This window comes from Effusibacillus lacus (assembly GCF_002335525.1).
In the GTDB taxonomy this organism is placed as follows: Bacteria; Bacillota; Bacilli; order Tumebacillales; family Effusibacillaceae; genus Effusibacillus; species Effusibacillus lacus.
Map to the genome: position 1 here is coordinate 64,388 of NZ_BDUF01000109.1, position 19,725 is coordinate 84,112.

20 protein-coding genes are annotated in these 19,725 nt (G+C 47.4%); all 20 read left to right on the forward strand.

Translation table 11 applies throughout. From position 1 onward, the window contains the following. The 20 genes from EFBL_RS18205 to EFBL_RS18300 all read left to right on the forward strand — a co-directional run bounded on the left by EFBL_RS18205 (position 1) and on the right by EFBL_RS18300 (position 19,583). Complete coding sequence (locus tag EFBL_RS18205) at positions 1-1,194, forward strand: serine hydrolase domain-containing protein (RefSeq protein WP_165912484.1); 1,194 nt, start codon at positions 1-3, stop codon at positions 1,192-1,194. A 23-nt stretch (positions 1,195-1,217) separates the two neighbouring features. Continuing rightward, entirely contained in the window at positions 1,218-1,991 is a 774-nt protein-coding gene (nagB, locus tag EFBL_RS18210) for a glucosamine-6-phosphate deaminase (RefSeq protein WP_096183814.1), read from the forward strand. 67 nt (positions 1,992-2,058) lie between these two features. Next, entirely contained in the window at positions 2,059-3,207 is a 1,149-nt protein-coding gene (nagA, locus tag EFBL_RS18215) for an N-acetylglucosamine-6-phosphate deacetylase (RefSeq protein ID WP_096183817.1), read from the forward strand. 11 nt (positions 3,208-3,218) lie between these two features. Further along, the gene (locus EFBL_RS18220; RefSeq protein ID WP_165912483.1) at positions 3,219-4,214 is read left to right on the forward strand and encodes a serine hydrolase domain-containing protein; all 996 of its coding nucleotides are present in this window, start codon (positions 3,219-3,221) and stop codon (positions 4,212-4,214) included. A gap of 143 nt (positions 4,215-4,357) precedes the next feature. Next, positions 4,358-5,641, forward strand: coding sequence for an ABC transporter substrate-binding protein (locus tag EFBL_RS18225; RefSeq protein WP_231705879.1), 1,284 nt, complete (start codon positions 4,358-4,360; stop codon positions 5,639-5,641). Between the two features lie 24 nt (positions 5,642-5,665). Further along, positions 5,666-6,580 (forward strand): carbohydrate ABC transporter permease, encoded by a 915-nt coding sequence (locus tag EFBL_RS18230; RefSeq protein ID WP_231705880.1) that lies wholly within the window; start codon positions 5,666-5,668, stop codon positions 6,578-6,580. A 60-nt stretch (positions 6,581-6,640) separates the two neighbouring features. Then, positions 6,641-7,423, forward strand: a complete 783-nt coding sequence (locus EFBL_RS18235; RefSeq protein WP_096184193.1) for a carbohydrate ABC transporter permease — start codon at positions 6,641-6,643, stop codon at positions 7,421-7,423. 243 nt (positions 7,424-7,666) lie between these two features. Then, a complete protein-coding gene (locus tag EFBL_RS18240; RefSeq protein ID WP_096183823.1) occupies positions 7,667-8,179 on the forward strand; it encodes a DUF2062 domain-containing protein in 513 nt (170 codons plus the stop codon). A gap of 163 nt (positions 8,180-8,342) precedes the next feature. Next, positions 8,343-8,906, forward strand: coding sequence for an FAD-dependent oxidoreductase (locus EFBL_RS18245; RefSeq protein ID WP_096183825.1), 564 nt, complete (start codon positions 8,343-8,345; stop codon positions 8,904-8,906). Between the two features lie 247 nt (positions 8,907-9,153). Next, positions 9,154-10,695, forward strand: a complete 1,542-nt coding sequence (locus EFBL_RS18250; protein ID WP_096183827.1) for a PucR family transcriptional regulator — start codon at positions 9,154-9,156, stop codon at positions 10,693-10,695. A gap of 157 nt (positions 10,696-10,852) precedes the next feature. Continuing rightward, entirely contained in the window at positions 10,853-11,509 is a 657-nt protein-coding gene (locus tag EFBL_RS18255) for an aspartate/glutamate racemase family protein (protein ID WP_096183829.1), read from the forward strand. 44 nt (positions 11,510-11,553) lie between these two features. Next, the gene (locus EFBL_RS18260; RefSeq protein WP_096183832.1) at positions 11,554-12,426 is read left to right on the forward strand and encodes a DMT family transporter; all 873 of its coding nucleotides are present in this window, start codon (positions 11,554-11,556) and stop codon (positions 12,424-12,426) included. 18 nt (positions 12,427-12,444) lie between these two features. After that, entirely contained in the window at positions 12,445-14,052 is a 1,608-nt protein-coding gene (locus EFBL_RS18265; protein WP_096183834.1) for an OPT/YSL family transporter, read from the forward strand. An 11-nt stretch (positions 14,053-14,063) separates the two neighbouring features. Next, entirely contained in the window at positions 14,064-15,125 is a 1,062-nt protein-coding gene (locus EFBL_RS18270) for an S-methyl thiohydantoin desulfurase family protein (protein WP_096183836.1), read from the forward strand. 19 nt (positions 15,126-15,144) lie between these two features. After that, positions 15,145-16,092 (forward strand): DUF1177 domain-containing protein, encoded by a 948-nt coding sequence (locus tag EFBL_RS18275; protein ID WP_096183838.1) that lies wholly within the window; start codon positions 15,145-15,147, stop codon positions 16,090-16,092. Between the two features lie 47 nt (positions 16,093-16,139). Then, positions 16,140-16,811, forward strand: coding sequence for an AroM family protein (locus tag EFBL_RS18280; RefSeq protein ID WP_096183840.1), 672 nt, complete (start codon positions 16,140-16,142; stop codon positions 16,809-16,811). A gap of 15 nt (positions 16,812-16,826) precedes the next feature. Continuing rightward, positions 16,827-17,774: an aminopeptidase gene (locus EFBL_RS18285; RefSeq protein ID WP_096183842.1), complete on the forward strand. Its 948-nt coding sequence runs from the start codon at positions 16,827-16,829 to the stop codon at positions 17,772-17,774. Between the two features lie 92 nt (positions 17,775-17,866). Then, a complete protein-coding gene (locus EFBL_RS18290) occupies positions 17,867-18,727 on the forward strand; it encodes a nitroreductase family protein (protein WP_096183844.1) in 861 nt (286 codons plus the stop codon). A gap of 24 nt (positions 18,728-18,751) precedes the next feature. Then, positions 18,752-19,282 (forward strand): nitroreductase family protein, encoded by a 531-nt coding sequence (locus tag EFBL_RS18295; protein WP_096183846.1) that lies wholly within the window; start codon positions 18,752-18,754, stop codon positions 19,280-19,282. Further along, the gene (locus tag EFBL_RS18300; protein ID WP_096183848.1) at positions 19,254-19,583 is read left to right on the forward strand and encodes a DUF6092 family protein; all 330 of its coding nucleotides are present in this window, start codon (positions 19,254-19,256) and stop codon (positions 19,581-19,583) included. Before EFBL_RS18295 ends, EFBL_RS18300 begins: the two co-directional genes overlap by 29 nt. The last annotated feature ends 142 nt before the right edge of the window (positions 19,584-19,725 follow it).

Genomic DNA, 19,725 nt, shown 5'->3' on the forward strand with positions numbered 1-19,725 from the left:
ATGGACTTTGTCAAGAAGACAATCGAAACAATGGAAAAAGGAATTGCGAACCACGTGTTTCCGGGAGCGGTTATCCATCTGGCACGAACGGGACAAACCGTTCTGTTTGATTCTTTCGGCCATGCGGAACTGACCCCGACTTTGAGACAAATGGACAAAAACATGGTCTTTGATCTGGCCTCCCTGACCAAAGTCATGGCGACTCTGCCTGCCGTTTTGCGTTCGGTTCAATTCGGGAAAATCGATCTGGAAGCCCCAGTTGGCCATTACCTTCCGCAATGGAGGAATCAGCCCGGTCAATTGCCGCGTGAACAGGTTACGGTCGGCCATCTGCTGACCCATACTTCCGGTCTGCCCGCCTGGCGTCCCTTCTATTTGTCAGCCCGGTCTCCGGAGCATTACTTGCGGTTGATCTGCGAGGAGCCTTTGGTGTATCCCGCGGGGGCAAAAGTGGTCTACAGCGATTTGGGCTTTATTCTTTTGGGATTTCTGCTGGAACACATCTGGCAAAAGCCTCTCGCCGAGCTCTGCAGGGAATTGGTGTTTGAGCCGCTGGAACTGGAGAATACCGGTTATGGCACGGACCTGCCCAGGGAAAGAGTGGTGGCTACGGAAGTCGGAAACCGTTTCGAAATGCAAATGTGCCGCGAATTTGCCGAAAGGTGTCTTGTCGGGAAGAAAGCGGAAGCAGGCTTTCGCGTGGCTGAACAGGACATTGATAACTTTCCGTGGCGGACGGAAACGATTTGCGGGCAAGTGAATGACGGAAACGCCTTCTACGGATTGCAGGGAATCAGCGGTCACGCGGGCTTGTTCTCAACTGCTTCCGATGTTGCAAGGTATCTGACAATGTGGACCCGGGAAGGAGTTCTCGACGACAAAGAGTTCCTGCAGCGGAACCTTGTTCGGGCAGCAGTCAGGAATCACACCCCTGCCTTGAACATTGCCAGAGCCTACGGATTTGAAGTGGCCCCCGAGCGGAATGCCAAGCAGTGGGAGGCTGGTTGTTCTGCGGGACCCGCAGCAAATCCGGGTGCGTTTGGCCATACCGGCTTTACCGGGACTTCGATGTGGTGGGATCCCAATACCCGGACAGAAGTTGTGATTTTGACCAACCGGATCCATCCGCAAGTTCGGGACGGCATGACGGAATGGCGCCGGCGTTTGCACAAGGCAGCTTTTTCTAAAGAATAACGGCGGAAGGGAGGGAGTCCTGTTTGAAGATTGCGGTTCAGAAAGATTATGATGCTATGAGTTTGTGTGCTGCCCGATTGACAGCAGAAGAAATCAACAAGCACCCGGAACTGGTTCTCGGTCTCGCCACGGGCAGCACTCCGCTGGGAATGTATCGCAACTGGATCCGGATGGTGAAAGACAGCAGCCTGTCCTTCGCAGGCGTTACCACATTCAATCTCGACGAGTATTTGGGCTTGCCTCCCAATCATCCGCAAAGTTACCGGCAGTTTATGAATGAACAATTGTTCCGGTACATCGATATCAATCCGGCGCGCACGTTCGTTCCCAACGGAATCTCACCAGACCCTCTGCGGCACTGCAAAGAATATGATCTCCGCATTGAAAAAGCGGGAGGAATCGATATCCAGATCCTGGGGATCGGCAGAAACGGCCACATCGGTTTCAATGAGCCGGGTGAGGATTTTGGGCAACTCACGCATGTGGTGAAGCTTTCGGAAAGCACCCGCCAGGCCAATTCACGTTTCTTTCCGAGCCTCGATGACGTGCCGACCCACGCCATCACAATGGGACTCAAAAGTATCATGAAGGCCCGCAAGGTGATCTTACTCGCCTCCGGCGAAGACAAAAGCGAGGCGGTATTCCGGGCGGTGTTTGGGGATGTTACGGAATCCCATCCCGCTTCCATCCTACAGCTGCACCCAAATTGCATTTTCGTGCTGGATGAAGCAGCCGCGTCGAAGATTCCGGCGGATGCCAGAGACTGGAGTTTGTGCATGGCCGACACAAGACCATGAAATTTGCGTTTATTGGTTTGGCGATCGTCCTGATTGCAGGAGTAAACTCTGAGAGGGAGATAGTAAAATGAGCAGGTTGATCGTGCAAGGAGACTTAATAACCGACCGCCGAATCATCCCGGAACAGATTCTGGTCTGTGAAGAGGGAAAAATTGTCTATGCGGGCCCCAAACGGGATGAAGTTCCGGATTTGGTCGTATCGAAAGGGTACATTGTACCGGGGTATGTGGATATTCATATACATGGTTCCCATGGCTTTGATGTCATGGACGGAACCTTGGAATCACTGGAAGGAATTGCGATATCCCTAGCCGGTTACGGTGTGACCACTTTCCTGGCAACCACCTTGACCGGTGATCTCGGCCAATTGATCAAGGTTTTGCAAACGTGCCGGGAGTTCACCGGGGAATCCCGTCCGGGAGCCCAGTTGGCAGGGATCCACTTGGAAGGCCCCTGGATCAATAAAAAGCACAAAGGGGCGCAAAATGAGGTGCATATCGTACCTCCTTCTTTGGAAGACGCCAAACAATTGGTGGAAGCTGCCGGGGGGCTGCTGAAGATTGTGACGCTCGCTCCGGAACATCCGGAGGCGGCGGAGGTAATTGAGTACCTGCGGAATAACGGTGTGAAAGCTTCTGTCGGACATTCGGAAGCTGCTTACCAGGATGTAAAGAATGCACTGGCTCATGGACTTTCGCATGTGACCCATTGTTACAACGCGATGCGGGGACTTCATCACAGGGAGCCAGGGGTGGTAGGTGCCGCTATGTACCATGACGAACTCACGACGGAATTGATCGCGGACGGGATTCATGTGCATCCCGTGGTGATGAGCATTCTGCACCGGATCAAGACCACCGACCGGACCATACTGGTGAGCGACGGGATGCGGGCTGTCGGAATGAACGACGGCGAGTACGAGCTTGGGGGACTGCGGGTGTTTGTGCAAAATGGGGAAGCGCGATTGGCGGACGGAACTCTCGCCGGCAGCACTCTAACTTTGGAACGCGCAGTACAAAACATGGTGCGGCTTTGCGGTGTTGCCATTGCGGATGCGGTCGCTATGGCATCCGAGGTGCCGGCAAAGATAATCGGTCTGGGAGACCGCAAAGGCCGGTTGGCAGTCGGGTATGATGCGGATCTTGTAATAACGGACGAACTGCTGAACGTCAGGAAGGTATTTATTGGAGGGACAGAGTTCGAGAGACAGGAATGAGGTGGCCACAAATGGATTTCCGCAAAGTGGAAGACTATCTCGAGCGCGTCATACGTGAAAAATTAATCCCCGGTGCCGTATTGCGGATAGAGCAAAAAGGCGATTTGCTGTATGAAACGTCCTTGGGATTTCGCCACACATCACCCAAAAAACCGATGCGGACGGATACTTTGTTTGACATTGCGAGCCTCACAAAAGTGACGGCAACAGTGGGTGTCTTGTTAACCTTGTTTGAGCGGGGAATCATAGCGCCCGAGGCCCGATTGGGAGATATCTTGCCTGTTGGTGAAGACAAACAAGCAATCACTCTGCAGCAATGTTTGACCCATACGGCAGGATTCCAGGCCACCATTCGATTGAAAAAAGACATAATGGAAATTGCTGACGTTCCGTTGGCGTATCCACCCGGGTCAAAAGTCATCTACAGCGATTTGGGCTTCTTGCTGCTGGGAAAAGTAATTGAAATCGCAACCGGCAAACAATTGGACAAAGCGGTTTCCGAGCTGACAGGAGCTTTGGGAATGAATGACACCTTCTACAACCCAGGGGACCCGGAGCGGTGTGCGGCCACGGAGTGGCGCGACAGTCTGGGGCGGCATCAATGGGGAGAAGTGCATGATGAGAACGCCACCGTTCTGGGAGGCATTGCGGGACATGCCGGACTGTTTTCCACTGCCCGGGACCTGGCGAGGTACGGATCGCTTTTCCTGCCGACAAGTGCCGGAGAATGGTTCTTGCGATCCACTCAATGCTTTACGGAGGGGCTCGGGGAACGGAGGGGCCTTGGATGGTTGCTGTGGCAGCCCGGTTGTTTCGGAAGTCCGGAGGCGGGACCGAAATCCTTTGGCCATACGGGTTTTACCGGAACCAGTCTCTGGGTGGATCCGGACATTGAGCTCGTGGTTGTCCTGTTAACCAACCGTGTCCACTATGGGAGAGAGCCGCATATTATAAAGATACGCGAAATTGTTCATTCGCTGGTATATAACACGTTTAAGCAAATATAGAAGATTACTGCAAAATTTGCAAGCAATCGAACGGCTGGTTGGGTTCTCAATACTATCAGCAATCGATATAATAGTTTTAGATTATATTTTTCAACACTGTGGTCTAGACATCTAGGTAAGTGCAGATCAAAGGAGGGGCAAATGTGAAAAACAGCAGTAAACTGATGGCAGCTTCCCTGGCTGTGGCAATGACGGTAGCGGGCATTGCCGGGTGCAGCTCGAAAGACGCGGGAACAAACGCCGGCGGCGAGAAGAAAGAAAACGTTAAACTCACCATGACGAGCTGGCGGGTGGAAGACACCAAGCAGTACGAAAAGATCATTGAAGAATTCAAGAAAGCGAATCCCGGAATCGATATTGAATTTAAGGCACAAAAAGCTACCGAGTATGACACGATTCTCGATACGGCCCTGAAAGGCGGCCAAGCGGCGGATATCATCCAGCTCCGTCCTTATTCGGGCGCTACAAAGATTGCAGACGCCGGATACCTTGAACCGTTGGATTCCCTGAAAGGGATATCTAACATTGATGCGAGCTACTATGAAGCAGCCAAGGGATCGGATGGAAAAATTTACGGAATTCCCTTGTCAACCAACACCACACAAATCTACTACAACAAAAAATTGTTTGAAAAAGCGGGAGTCTCCGTGCCCAAAACCTGGGATGAACTGGTTCAGGTGGCCAAAACCTTGAAAGAAAAGAAGATTACTCCGTTTGCGCTTGGGGCAAAAGATGGCTGGATCCTTTCCCTGACACATGCAACCATCGGTCCCGACGTTTATGGCGGAAAAGACTTCGTCCAGAAAGTTTTGAAGGGAGAAACGAATTTCAAGGATGCCAAGTTTGTAGATTCTATTAAGAGATTCAATGATCTGACGCCGTACTTCCCGGAGAACTTCACCGGATTGTCGGCGACCGACGGGCAAGCCCTGTTCTTTACGGAACAAGCCGCGATGTACATCGGCGGATCTTTCGATTTGCAGCCGATCCGTGACAAGAACAAGAATCTTGATTTCGACTTCTTCCCGTGCCCGCCTGCAAGCAGCGGCGGAAAGGGCACCATTACCACTTGGGTGGACGGATCCTTTGGGGTGAACAAGAATTCCAAGCATAAAGCGGAAGCCATGAAGTTCATGGAGTTCATGACGACGAAGGAATTCGGGCAGTTGTTTGCGGACAATCTGGGTCGTGTGAGTGCCGTGAAAGGCGTAACGCCGAAAGACCCGATGGTGAAGAAAATGGCCGAGTACTCCGAAACGATCGGAACTCCTTACATGATTCTGATCCATTTTGCACAAGGGAATCCTTCTACCAAGAAGACGCTGGAAAACGAACTGCAGGGCATGTTCCTCAAGCAAGCAACTCCGGAACAAGTTGCGCAAAAAGTTCAGGAATCTGCCAACAGTTGGTTTAAACCGAAGAAATAGACTTATTGAAAGGTGGCGAGCGCTTTGGCAGCCAAAAACAAAAATGCATCCCGATACTTGATCCACTTATTCCCGTTGCCGGCGCTCGCAGTCTATGTTCTCTTCATGATCATTCCCGTGTTTACAGCTCTTGGGTACAGTCTGTTCGACTGGCACGGGATGGTCAGGGGAGACTTCATCGGACTGAAAAACTTTGTGACCTTGTTTACCGATCCTCAATTATCGGGATTGTTCAAAAATGCGATCGGCCACAACGTGATTTATTTTCTGGTCAGCCTTGTGGTGCAGAACGCGGCGGCTTTCTACCTTGCTTACTTAATCTACCGAAAGTACAGAGGGGCTGAGTGGTTTAAAGTCATTTTCTTTGTTCCGCGATTGCTTTCTCTGATTGTGGTCGGATTTCTCTGGAACCTGATCCTGAATCCGAATTTCGGGGCGTTCAATGCATTGCTCAGAACAATTGGATTGGAAGAATGGGCGCTTCCCTGGTTGGGGCAGACAAGCACAGCATTATACGCAATTATTCTGGTGAATGCGTGGTATATGATCGGATTCGGCATCCTGATCTATTTGGCCGGATTGCAGGCAATTCCGCAGGACATTTTGGAGGCCGCCGAGTTGGACGGATGCATCGGATTCGAGCAAATCCGGAAGATTATCCTACCCTTACTGATGCCTTCCATTACAATCATGACAATCCTGACCTTTATCTACTCGTTTGAGGCGTTTGATCTGATATTTGCCATGGAAGGTTCGGAAGGCGGTCCTTATTACAGCACAGACACCCTGGCAACTTTATTCTACCGTCTGTCGTTCGCAAAAGACGGCGCATCGTCGGCCATCGGTCTGGGTTCCGCATTGGCGGTCGTGATGTTCGTCATCATCGCCAGCGTATCCGCCATTTCCCTGTACCTAATGACCAAAAGATCGAATGCCTAGGGGGTGTGACCGTTGAACAGGACGAATCCTGCAGTAAAAACACTCAACTATCTGATTTTGATGGGGTATGCGTTTCTGGCGCTGTACCCGGTTTATCTGATGATCGTTTCCTCGCTGAAAGAGAATGCGGAGATCTATACGAAGCCGCTGACGCTGCCGGAGAAATTCTCGCTGGAAAGCTACAAGGCGATTTTGAACGACACGCCTTTTATGGAATATCTCTTCAACAGCGTTTATATCAGTCTGGTCAGCGTTTTTTTCGTTCTTGTCTTCAGTTCGTTGGCCGCTTATTATATTGCACGAACCAGGTTTAAATGGAATCCGTTCTTGTATTTCTTTTTCCTGTCCGGATTGATGATCCCGCTAAAACTGGGAATTTTGCCGATGTTCCTGATTTATAAGCAACTGGGTGTGCTCGATCATCACATGTCGTTGATACTGACGTATGTGTCGTCCGGGATGCCGTTCTCCGTATTTGTGCTTGTCGGCTTTTTCAAAACGCTGCCGACAGAACTGGAAGAAGCGGCGAGAATTGACGGCTGCAGCGATTTGCAGGTGCTGTACCGGATCCTGGTACCTTTGATGAGGCCTGCGTTGGCAACGGTCGCAATTATGAACTTTATCTCGATTTGGAATGATTTCTTCTATCCTTTAATCTTCATCAAAACGGAAGAATTGAAGACGCTTCCGCTCGCCATGATGAGCCTGTTCGGCCAGTATGAAACGGATTGGAGCGTCTTGTTCTCCGGATTAACGCTTTCCACACTGCCGATGCTGTTGCTTTTCCTGATTGCTTCCAAACAGTTCCTGGAGGGCATGACGGCGGGGGCTGTGAAAGGGTAATGCCAAGAAAAACGGTCGGACAGCTCCGGCCGTTTTTAGGCGATAGGGGTTGTGCGAAGAAGCGGGGATGAACATTTGCTTGAACATTTTGAGGAAGACCATAGTTCCTCGTAGTGGTCGACCGAAACTTTATTCCGAAGCACAGGATCGTTTTCAAATTCCAATAAGTTAGGTATTTAAAAAGTGTTCTCAACAAATTATGCTTGTTAGTAAGAGTATCTATATTTTTAAGGGGATTTCCGCATGGCGAAACTTAAAACAGAAGGATTGAAACGTTTTGGACGGGCTATCAAATATCAATACGTCAAGCTGCTGCGGTCACCGGAGGGAGCCCGTAAGGTGGCCTTGGGATTTGCCATTGGTTTTGGAATCGAATTTTTGGTGATTTCGACTATGGGCGTTATTTATCCAATCTTTATCCTTTTGGTTTGGATAACACGCAGTTCCGTAACGTCCGCAGCGATCGGACATGTCATTGCAAAGCTTACTTTTCTCCCGATCCCGTTATTGATCGTTGGGAAATGGCTGGGCGGATTGCTGCTGCCTTTTGCGGTTCGCATGCCGGATTGGATGCCGGATTGGTTGGACGGCTTTCTGGAGCTTCAATTGAAGACGATCCTTGGGATGACTTTGATCTCGATTGCCCTTGGCGCTTTGTCGTATCCGGTTGCCTATTGCTTATATGAAGCGAATCGGAAGCGTCGAGATGAAAAGCTGTCGAAAAAACTGGCACAGGCCCAAAATAACTGCAATTGAACAAGGGATCTTGGAGCGGAACAGGTTCGGTAACGGATCACGTTTACTATTGCATTTCCTGTTCTGACGAAAGTTTTACATACTTTTATTTAGTAACTATTTTAAATAGTAGAGATGTGGAATATAATACTAAGTGGAATATTTCGAAAGGAGATTGATGAATATGTATGACATTGCCATCATTGGTTGTGGTCCGGCAGGAGCAAGCGCCGCTCTGTTTGCTGCCAAGGCTGGAAAGAAAACCTTGGTAATCGATAACGATCAAAGCATTACCAAGCGGGCCTGGATAGAAAATCATTACGGTGTTATGGAAATTACAGGTCCGGACTTGGTGGAAACGGGAAAAAAACAAGCAACGAAATTCGGAGCCAATCTTGTTCAAGGGAAGGCACAAAATGTTGTCCGATTGGACAGAGGATTTCGAATTGAAACCAGCAATGAACAATTTGAGGCTCTACACGTAATACTGGCTACTGGTGTATTGGCGGATCTCGCAGAAAAAATAGGCTTGAGAACAAAACCGGGTACTGAACCTCGAATCAAGACAGTGATCGTTGTAGACCCAAACGGGAAAACAAATATAGACGGTGTGTGGGCCGCCGGTACCGTAGCCGGAGTAAGCGTTCATACGATTGTCACGGCTGGAGACGGTGCCAAGGTAGCAATCAACGTGATTAGCGAGTTAAATGGAGAACGGTATGTCGATCATGATGTATTGAAGTCATAATGTCTGGATATGAAGAAATGCGAGTTATGGGGATGGACCGATAAGTATTGGTACGTCCCTTTTTGTTATGGAATGCGGTCTTACCTATGGTTTGAAATAAGGTAACTGAAAAGAAAATGTCGGGAAGGTTTCTTGTATTAACAGATGGAAATTGTTATCCTCTTGACCCTGCGAGGTGATCTAAACTAGAGTAAAACAAAATACTTAAATTTTTTTAATTACTAATTCTTACTGAAGGTGACCATACATGACTAGCGAGAAATTTACGGTTCAAAACCTTCTGATGCTTCCAGTATTACAAAATGCTAAACTCCTCAGCGGCGCAAAAGGAATTGGAAACGAAATTTATTACGTTGATATCCTGGAAGTTCCTGAATTATCTGGCTGGGTACGACCTAACGAGTTTCTTTTAACGACAGGATATTCTTTTCAGGACAACCCAGTTGCCATTTGCAATTTACTTGATGAAATGAAAAGGGGGGGAGGAGCGGCAATCGGTATAAAGACCAAAAGGTTTCTTGGGGAAATCCCCTCGATTGCAATTGAAAAAAGCAATGAGTATGGAGTTCCTTTAATCGAAATACCGGCGGAAATCCCGTACATTGATATTACTCATTCCGTTATGGAACAAATACTGAATAAACAGGTTGTTTGGCTGCGTGAAGTCCAAGATATCAACAGCCAGTTTATGAATTTGGTATTACATCGAAGAATCTCGGAACTGGTTGTAATGATTGGTCAATTATTAAACTGTGAAGTGGCTGTGGTAAACCAAAACGGTGAAATTGAAAGCAAAACGCCAGGCTTTACCCCCCAGACAGTTTTGTATTCACAAAGGATTCAAGTGGGTGAGAAAGTTCGGGGTGAACTTGCACTTTCAAGAAAAGTCACCAGCGAGGATCGATTTGCGAAAATCTGCTTGGATCAGGCCGTAATGGTATTGGCACTCGAATTTTCCGCAAAGGATTCTGTGAAACGAGCTCGGGAGCGAGCCAGAGAAGATTTCTTTATCGAGTTATTGGCCGGAACCTCAACTTTTGAAGATATTACTCTGTACAGGGCTAAACAACTCGGGTTCCCGACAACAAAATCCCAGTTTATTATTTCGATTCAAGCCGAAAGAAGTTCCGGAGGGATTCTTTCAAATCAAGACAGGGGACAAGTTCAGGACACTATCGTAAAAGAGCTAAAAAAAACCGGTCACTTTCCAACAATAACCGGTGTGGGAGAGCAAATCGTGGCAGTATGTTCGGCTAAACAAAAAGATCCGGTATTGCAGAGAAAAGAAGCGGTAGAAATAGCATCTTCTCTCCATCAGTACCTCTACGAGAAGTATGGAGTCCGGTTCTTCTTTGGAATTGGGCAACCACGGGAACATTTGACCCAGCTCCACAAAAGTTATATAGAAGCAAAGAAAGCGCTCGAAAATGGACAAAAAGTATCAAGCAGCAAGTATGTTTTTGACTTCAGCGATATTTATGTAGAAGATTTGTTATTGGATCTAAAAAATCACCCATCCTTAAACGCTTTATACGAGCTTTATCTATTGCCGATTCAGACCTATGACAAAAAAAACGGATCACAGCTGCTCCAGACTCTGGACGCCTATGTACGCCATGGAAGCAACACCAAGAAAGTGGCAGAAGAACTTTTTGTTCATAGGAATTCGGTGAATTATCGTTTGGAGAGGATTCAAGATATTCTTCAAGTAGACATAAACGACCCAGAAGTTATGTTTCGACTTGACCTCACTTTGCGGGCTTGGAAGTTGAAAGTTGTTGGAAGCTGAATTGTGAGACCGGGTTTTCACCGGTTCTTTTTTGTTTGTATGACCAAATTCGGACTGTGTCTTTTGGTTGACATACCGTAGGACGCAAATTAGATGGTTGTTATAATTTTTGAAAATTGAATAGTATTACAATTCTTTGAAACGGAGGGATCGTAAAGTGATTGGAGTCATACGCGTTTTTACAACAGGGGACCCGGAGATTCTAAACCAGCATGGACGAATCATTACAAAACATTATGGAATTCAGACAATGAACAAGTGTATACCAGATCAACCTTTGGGTATTTTCAACGATGAGACCGAAGAGATTGCAATTCCCAAAATTGTCGAATTAGGGAAAGAGCTGGAGAGAAACGGGAGTCAAGTGCTTGTTATCAGTTGTGCGGCGGACCCGGGAATCAAGGAGTTGCGTCAAGCGGTAGCCATACCGGTCATTGGTGCGGGAAGTTCGGCTGCATTGGCTGCATTGGCTATTGGAGAACCAGTTGGAGTATTAGGAATCTCTGACTCTGTTCCTAAAGTGGTGGAGAACCTGCTTGGAGACTTAATGATTGGTTATGCCCGACCCGAAGGGGTGACAAATACAACCGATTTATTAACCCCATCCGGACGTGAAAAGGGGGTACAGGCTGCCCGCCTTCTGATGGAACAAGGGGCGAAGGCTATAGTATTTGCCTGCACAGGATTCTCCACCATTGGACTCGCAGACGTTTTGCGAAAGGAGATAAACGCCGTTGTAATTGATCCGGTCGAAGCTGAAGGGATGTTTGCTTCCTTGTTTTATAAACAAGCAGCGAAGGCAGTACAGAATTGAATTTGAAAAGGAATGTTTGCCGTCCCTGAAAGAAGGTCTTTTGTTTGGCCAAGTCTTACCTGATTCTCTTGTTATGCGTTTTTATTTGGGCATTAAATTACATTGTAAGACAGATTTTATTACGCGAGTTTTCGCCCTTATTTCTTTCAGCTTTTAGTCTAACCGTTATTTCTGTTGTTTTTCTGCTTTGGTCGGTACTAACAAAGTCCTTGGTACGACTGACTCGCAGGGAACTGCTTCTGTTCTTTTTATCAGCGGGAATCGGATTAGTAGCGAATCAGATTTTCTTATTCAGTGGTTTAAAGTATTCATCAGCCACGAATGCAGCTCTCATTTTCAGCATGTCTCCGCTCATTACCGCGGGATTGGCAGCCGTTTTCCTGAAGGAAACCATCACATGGCGAATGATAGCAGGGTGTCTGCTTGCCATAACCGGTCTTTTCCTAGCTTTGAATATTCGAGAGCATTTTATTTTTCAGTTCGGTGATTTGTTGCTCTTAGGGGGCACTTTCACGTTCTCTTGCAATCTGATTCTTGTTCGTATGCTTTCCGAGCGATTGTCCCCCCTTATTATCACAGTTTATAGTTTTACAATCAGTTGTTTAATCCTCGATCCGATTGCAATGGCTTTTACAACTGTCAATTGGAGTACTTCATTTTATATATGGGGATTGGCTTTTGTATCGGTGATTTGTGCGCAAGGGCTGACCGGTATCATGTGGAATAAAGGCATGAACGATGTCGGTGCTGCACGATCATCAATCATTCTCAATTTGCAGCCATTAATGACAATGCTGCTGGATTTTTTCATCTTTCACCATACATTTGATATTCAACAAATTGTCGGCGCTGTGATGGTGTTCCTTGGTGTACTGGTTGGCTCGCTTCAGAAGGGATTCATGACAAACCAAAATTAGATACAAGGGGGAGTAATAATGGCAACAGAAAAGAAACACCCAACGATCTTTGATCCGTTTGCACTTGTTCTTAACATCGTCACTGGTGTAATTGGTGCCATCATTGGGATGCAAATCGTAACAACGCTGGGGGTAACGCCCAACACGTCTATTATTGGTGCATTAGTTGCGATGATGATTGCAAGAATTCCGGTAGCACTCTTTCAGAAATACAGATCGGTTCACCGGCAGAACCTTGTTCAAACCTCTATTTCGTCTGCAACATTCGGAGCGGCGAACAGCTTGTTGATTCCAATCGGAATTCCATTCGTAATGGGCGCTCCCGAATTGATTATCCCTATGTTAATTGGTGCAGCCCTTGCGATGTTTATCGATGCCGGTATTCTATACAAATTGTTTGATTCGAAAATCTTCCCTGCAACCGGAACTTGGGCGCCGGGTGTCGCTACAGCCGAATCGATTTTGGCTGGAGACAAAGGCGGAAAACGAGCAGCTCTTCTCGGTGTGGGAACTCTCATCGGACTCATCGGGTCGTATTTTAAAATTTCGATGTCCGCGTTTGGGGTTGCCTTTATTGGAAACGTTTGGGCCCTGACCATGTTTGGTATCGGTCTTATGTTTCGGCAATATTCGGTTCCTTGGTTTGGCATCGATGTCAATAAGTTGTATATTCCGCATGGAATCATGATAGGTGCAGGGCTTGTAGCTTTAATCCAAGTTTCATTGTTAATTTTTAAGAAACAAAAAGACATGATCAAATCATCAGCAATTGGAGCAGCAGCAACGGCAGAAACACCTGTTGCGACTACCCGTTCGATGGATCAAGCCAGGCGTGCGTTGGGATACGGATTTCTTGCCTATCTCGCAGTGGCTCTGATTATTGCGCTTCTTGGCGGGTTATATACTGATATGTCCCCTGGAATGTTAATCGGTTTCTTGGTATTCGCCGCATTTGCAGCTTTCGTTCATGAATTGATTGTGGGAATTGCGGCGATGCACTCAGGCTGGTTTCCTGCTTTTGCCGTAGCATTCATTACACTGCTGTTCGGGATTATGCTTGGGTTCCCGCCGGAGGCACTTGCTTTACTTGCCGGTTTTAGTGCTTCCACCGGACCCGCATTTGCCGACATGGGGTATGACCTTAAGACAGGGTACATGTTGCGCGGTAATGGTGAAGATGCAGAGTTTGAACTTCAAGGAAGAAAGCAGCAGTATATTACAGGAATGATAGCTTTTGGCGTGGCTTTGTTGGTGGTTCTCTTTACTTACAAATCTTACTTTGTTCAAAACTTGGTACCGCCGATTGATAAAGTTTATGTTTCTACGATTCAAGCAGGTGCGTCTCCTGATATCGCGAAACAACTCTTCCTATGGGCAATACCGGGTGCCATAGTGCAATTCATCGGGGGACCGAGCCGTCAGTTAGGAGTACTTTTTGCCACCGGTCTTCTAATTCTTACCCCGAATGCCTGCTGGGCGGTTCTTGCCGGAATTGCAATTCGCCTGATTTGGACTAAGGTGAAGGGCAAAGAAGGTGAAACACCGATGACCATTATGGCAGCAGGTTTTATCGCCGGTGATGCGCTGTACAGCTTCTTTAACTCCGTGTTCAAATTAAAAAAATGAGGTGAGTGATATTGGCCAAGATTTCATTGGATGAAAGAGTCGTAGAATATGCCGTCTACGGAGGGGCTGTCCTCGGAGGCGGAGGAGGCGGCTGGATCGAAGAAGGATTGCAAACCGGAAAATTGGCGCTAGAAATAGGACAACCGACGCTTCTTACAGTGGATGAACTTCAAGAGGACGACCTGCTGGTGACTGTCTCACTCGTTGGGGCTCCTGCGGCGAAGGAGAAGTTTGTAAAACCCATAGACTACGCAAAAGCTCTTGACATTCTCTCAAAAAAAATCGGGAAACCGATTCAAGGTATTACAACGAATGAAAATGGAGCAAGTACGACGGTGAACGGATGGTTTCAATCGGCAGTGACCGGGATCCCCGTAATCGATAACCCGTGCAATGGTCGTGCTCATCCCACCGGTGCCATGGGATCACTTAATTTGTCAGATCTACCTGATTATGTATCGCACCAGGCCGCAGTTGGCGGAAAAGACCAAAACTATATCGAATTGAGCGCTTCCGGTTCTCTGGAAAAAGTTGCATCGCTGATTCGAAGAGCATCGGTGGAAGCCGGTGGAATGGTCGCCGTAGCAAGAAACCCCGTCACGGTGGCTTACGCAAAACAAAATGGTGCGCCGGGTGCCATCACACAGGCCATTGAAGTCGGGGAAGCATTGCTCAACCATAAAGGTGAAGCTGCCATTCAAGCAGTTGTCGCAAAACTTGGAGGGAAAGTGGTTACGGAGGGTTTTGTTACGGACTTTACTCTGGAAACCACTGGTGGATTCGATGTGGGTACCGTATGGATCAATGGTTCCTATGAACTCACCTTTTGGAACGAATACATGACGCTTGAAAGAGATGGAGAGCGATACTCAACGTTCCCGGATCTGATCATGACGTTAGATGCCAAGACGGCAAAACCTGTAGTGTCAGCCGCCATTGAAAAAGGGCAGCAATTGGCAGTGATTGCGGTGCCAAAAGAAAACTTAATACTCAGCTCTACCATGCGCAATGAAAAACTACTGAAACCGATCGAAGAAATTATTAAAAAACCCGTTCTGCAATATATTTTTTAAGAAGCGGAGGAATCGCACCATGGCTCTCAAACAAACTTTGCTAGCATTTGAAACATTGGACAACGCTTTTGTAAACGGGGAAACAGTCAAAGAACTCTTTAAAGATTTTTCGAATGTGACGGTTGAGGTCACCACTATAAAAGGAGAAAAGGGAAGCACCGATTTTGTTAAAATCGTAATCCCTGGAACCAACGGAAAGAGCAATGGCGGTGATGCCCCGACTATGGGAATTATCGGGCGTCTTGGTGGAATTGGTGCACGTCCCAGCCGTATCGGTTTGGTATCCGATGCAGACGGAGCCGTAGCTGCCATTGCGTCCGCTCTCAAATTGGCGGAGATGCAAACCAAAGGGGATTCCTTGAAAGGGGATGTCATTGTCACCACACATATCTGCCCCAACGCTCCGACCCAACCCCATGAACCGGTCGATTTTATGGGATCTCCGGTCGATATGCAGACCATGAACGAGTATGAAGTAGTCCCCGAAATGGAAGCCATTATCTCCATAGATACGACCAAGGGAAATCGCGTAATTAACCATAAAGGAATTGCCATTTCTCCGACGGTGAAGGAAGGATACATCCTTCGTGTGAGTGAGGATTTGCTTCGAATCATGGAAATGACAACCGGACAGTTTCCGGTTACCTTCCCAATCACGATGCAAGACATCACCCCTTATGGAAACGATGTCTACCATATTAACTCGATTTTGCAACCATCTATTGCTACCGATTCGCCAGTGGTAGGGGTTGCCATTACGGCGCAATCGGCTGTTCCCGGATGCGGTACCGGTGCAAGCCATGAGACCGATATTGCCTCAGCGGTGCGGTTTGCAGTGGAAGTGGCAAAAGAATTTACGAACGGAATCAGCCAATTCTACAACAAAGCGGAGTTTGAAAGATTGACAAAACTCTACGGTTCCATGAAAACTCTTCAAACGATGGGAAAAGAATCAGGACGTTCTTAACAGCAGGGGGATACCCCCCTGCCAATTTGCATAGGGGATGGTTTAAGATGAACAAACTGGGGATGATTACAATTGGGCAAGCACCCCGAACTGACGTAGCACCCATAATCGAAAAATACATTACCGGGCAAGCTGAACTATTGCAAGTCGGGGTTTTAGACGGATTTTCCAAACAGTATGTTGAAGAAAATCTGTATCCCGAATCCGGGGACTATGTGTTAACCTCCCGGCTGACCACAGGGGAACAGGTGGTTATGTCCCGAGGGAAGATTCAACCGATTTTACAAGAAAAAATTAATCTTTTAGAAGAGGTGGGTATTACCCAAATTCTTCTTCTTTGCACCGGTGTTTTCCCCGGACTTACGACAAAAATATCCTATCTGATCGAGCCGGATCACATCATTCCGCCTACTGTAAAAGCGATGGTTGGAAATCGGAGATTCGGAGTTGTGGTGCCACTCGATGAACAAAAAACCGAATTGAACACTAAATATCTCCCTTTTGGATTGAATCCTTTATTTGCGGTTGCTTCCCCTTATAAAAACGATTTGGCAAGTTTTGAGGAAGCAGCAAATGCATTAAAGGGCAAGGTCGACCTTATTTTGCTTGACTGCATGGGGTATACAGAAGAGTCACGAGAACTGGTAGCAAAAGCGACTGGATTACCGGTGATACTCTCAAATGCACTGATGGCAAAATTGGTCTCAGAAATGATTTAAAAAGGATGATAGGCAATGAACCGGCAATTAGTGGAAGTCAGTAAAAATGTACTGCAGAATTGTTTGGGGCTTCGCGAAGCGGAGTCATTTCTGGTTGCAACAGATGATGTAAAAAAAGACCTTGCTGAAGCATTGTACGAGGCGGGTAAACAGCTTGGGGCAGAAGCCATTTTGATGGTGATGAAGGAAAGAGAAAAATCCGGACAAGAACCACCAATTGCTGTATCGATTGCGATGGCGAATTCCAGTGTTGTGGTTTGTATCACAGAACATTCCTTGACCCATACACAAGCCCGCAAAAATGCGGTTGCATCAGGTGCACGTGTGGCAACCATGCCCGGGATTACAGAAGATATGTTTTTAGAAGGAGCCATTTCTGCCGATTATTCAAAAGTGAAAGAAATGACGGAGCAAGTGTCGCAGATCCTAACAAAAGGGGCGCTGGTAAGGATCGAAAAAGGTGGATATGCACTTTCTTTTTCGATTGAAGGGCGCAAAGGAATTCCAAGTACGGGTGTCTATTTATCTCCCGGTGAATCGGGAAACCTGCCATCAGGTGAAGCGTATATTGCCCCGATTGAGGGGACAGCAACCGGACAAATCCTGATTGATGGATCTATAGCGGGAATTGGAAAGCTGAATTCCCCGGTGCTGCTCACGATCGATAATGGACGGATTGTGAATGCAGAAGGAGAGTCGGCAGATATTCTGCTTCAAATCTTAGGTGATGGAGACGGCAGGCTGCTTGGAGAATTCGGAATCGGTACAAATGAAAAAGCCCGAATCACGGGTGTTGTTCTTGAGGATGAAAAAGTGTACGGAACCATACATGTAGCTTTCGGCAGCAATAATACGTTTGGCGGCACCATTGCAGCTGGTGTGCATATCGATGGTGTTGTAAACCAACCGGATGTATATATTGACCACGTTCAGGTTCTTAAGAAGGGGGCGCTTGTCGTGTAAGGCATAATTCCCAAATACAACACTTTGTTTTTGGGTATTTGCTGAATAACAAGGTGCTTCTTTTTCTAGTCATAAGGGGAGGAAATTTTTTTATGAGCCACCGACTGATCCGGAGTCGTTTGGAACTTGAGGGAATCGAGCTTCCTGAAAAAATACTGAACCAGACACTGGATGTTCTGACTCGCCACGAATCGATCCGGGGCTTTCAGAAAAGGCCTCTCCCTAAAGGAGTATTGAAGGCCATTCTTACGGCCGCAAGGAGCGCGCCAACATCGTCCAATCTTCAGGCCTACAGTATTATTGTCGTTACCGATGAAGAACGAAAGGATCGGTTGGCTACTCTTTCCGGCAATCAGGGATTTATTCGGGAAGCCCCCGTATTCCTGGTGTTTTGTGCAGACATTTACCGATTGAAATATGTGACAGAGCGTCAAGGGTATCGTTTTGCTGCTGAGACACTGGAAATGTTTTTATTGGCAGCTGTAGATGCGGCACTTGCCCTTCAAAACGCACTCGTAGCCGCAGAGTCTCTGGGACTCGTATCGGTTCCCGTTGGCTCGGTCCGAAATGATCCCGTTAGAATGTCGGAAGAATTGGGATTACCGGATGGAGTCTTTGCTCTGGCAGGGTTGTCCATCGGATTTGAACGGGAGGGTGTGCGCCGTGGGGTGAAACCACGTCTTCCCGAACAAGTAACGGTACACCATGAGCAGTATTCAACGGAGCATCTGGAAGAAGGATTGGCTGAATATGACAGAGTGATGATCGAAAGAAGGACGTACGATGGACGGCGGGTTTCAATAGCGGGAGAACCAGAGCGGGAAGGAGTTGAGTATGGGTGGTGCGAACATACCGCGAGGCGTTGCACACGCCCTGAAACAATTGCCGCTTCGGCAAGTCTGCGGGAAAATCTGAGACAAGTATTGGAACAAAGAGGATTTTCATTTCGATAAACCAATGATAGTGAGGAATCAGGTGTGAATGTATTGGATGCTATAAAGATCAGGCGCAGTATTCGCTCTTTCGAGAGACGATCACTCCCGCCGGAAGTAATTCAGTCTATTGAAGATGCAATACTGCACAGCCCATCCGGAAGCAATGCACAGGAATCCCATTTTGTAATTGTCCAAGACCCGGATCAAATTCGACGAATCAAACGATTTGCACAAGGATTGTCTGGCGATCCAGCCGCCGTGGTCGTACTCTGTACGAATAAGGAAGAGGCATTGGCACGCGGGGGTCTTGATACAGCTGAAGTACTTCGCTTCGTAAATCTTGGGATTGCGGCTGCGTATATTCTGCTGACGGCAAGTTCTTTGGAAGTAGGAAGCTGCCCTGCCCGCTCATTTCATCAGAAAGCCATAAAGGAAATATTGGGATTGCCAGAAGGTATCGAACCCGAGCTGTTGATCAGTCTTGGATACTCGAATCAACCGCCTCGTCCCAAGAGCAGTAAACCGGTTCGGGAGGTGATATCGTATGACCAATACGGAAAAGAAAAGCCTTGAGGAAGGTTTGCAAAATCGTCTTCTTGACTATGTTAGTTACGTCTTAACAAGTGCCAGGGGGCTATACAAGGAACCGCACAGCTACGGCCCCATGCGAATGGTTGATTCGCTCGAGAAAGCTTTGTTTCTTCTTCGGGATATGGGGATTAAGGATGATGCGATTGAGGAGTCAGTGGCAGTAATACGGGAAAATCGTTGGCGTGTAACCTCAGATCCTGAAGCATTTGCACAGGCATTAGATGATGCGATTCTTCGACTCGTCAAGGTGACTTTAAAAGAAAGCAGTACTAGTCACGAATAATCGGGTAACGGTTCGCCGCCCTATTGCTCTATCTTGCTATAGCTAGGCAATAAAAGAGTTGAGTTAATTTTCGAAAGAGGCCTTGAACCCAAAAGGGACAAGGCTTTCTTTTTTCATGAAATAATGATGCTCATTATATGAT